This is a genomic window from Natronospirillum operosum (assembly GCF_004768465.1).
Classification (GTDB): Bacteria; Pseudomonadota; Gammaproteobacteria; order Pseudomonadales; family Natronospirillaceae; genus Natronospirillum; species Natronospirillum operosum.
On sequence record NZ_SRMF01000030.1, the window covers coordinates 1 to 936 of the forward strand.

Genomic DNA, 936 nt, shown 5'->3' on the forward strand with positions numbered 1-936 from the left:
ATGCAATGTATTGTTCAAAACCCCCGTCTTCACAGACGTGAGTTCTGAAAGAATTTCGCAGATCAAATTGTTAAAGAACATCGGCAATCAAGGCCACATCCGCCCGGGGACTGCCCGGGTCGGTTTTCGTCTTCACGCACGCGGTGCGTGAAGGCAAATCTGTATCGGCAGGAGACCCAGCCCGCTGGCCGCGCAGCCGCCCCGCAAAGGACCACTTCGTGGCCTATCGCGCACGGGGTGCGCTCCTACAGATGGCAACCACCCGCAGGCGGTTGCCTTCAATATGGTGGAGCTAACGGGCGGTCCGGCGTGTCGGTCGAACCCGGACCTTCTGCTGCGCTCCGCAACCACCTGCCGGTGATTACATTCAATATGGTGGAGCTAAGCGGGATCGAACCGCTGACCTCCTGCGTGCAAAGCAGGCGCTCTCCCAGCTGAGCTATAGCCCCTCGAACTTGATCTTTTGGACGCTGACTCAGCGCCAGTTCCAAAAAATCACTCTCTCAAAGATCAGGAAAATGCTTTCCGTTTCAGGCGAGGCAAAATTCGGTGACGTGTAGCTTGCCTACACGAGCCGGATTTTAACGAAGCATGAAGCGGAATTGTAATCTTTATCAATCAAGGCGGTTTATTGCGACGCATAGCCTGCTATGCGAGTGATAAACCAACGCAGAGTGATGAAGATTTGGTAGGCCTGGGCAGACTTGAACTGCCGACCTCACCCTTATCAGGGGTGCGCTCTAACCAGCTGAGCTACAGGCCTAAAACCCTTCTTTCAACTTGTGACCCGTCGGCAGCCGACCTCACCCACTCTCTACCCGCTTTCGCGGAGGGGTGCGCTCCAGCCAGCTGAGCTACAGGCCTAAAACCCTTCTTTCAACTTGTGACCCGTCGGCAGCCGACCTCACCCACTCTCTACCCGCTTTCGCGGAGGGG

The 936-nt window shown here is 56.1% G+C and carries 2 tRNA genes; both read right to left on the reverse strand.

From position 1 onward, the window contains the following. Nucleotides 1-373 precede the first annotated feature (373 nt). Nucleotides 374-449 (reverse strand) — tRNA-Ala (locus E4656_RS20140). Nucleotides 450-686: 237 nt separating this feature from the next. Next, a tRNA-Ile gene (locus tag E4656_RS20145) sits at nt 687-763 on the reverse strand. Nucleotides 764-936: the final 173 nt, after the last annotated feature.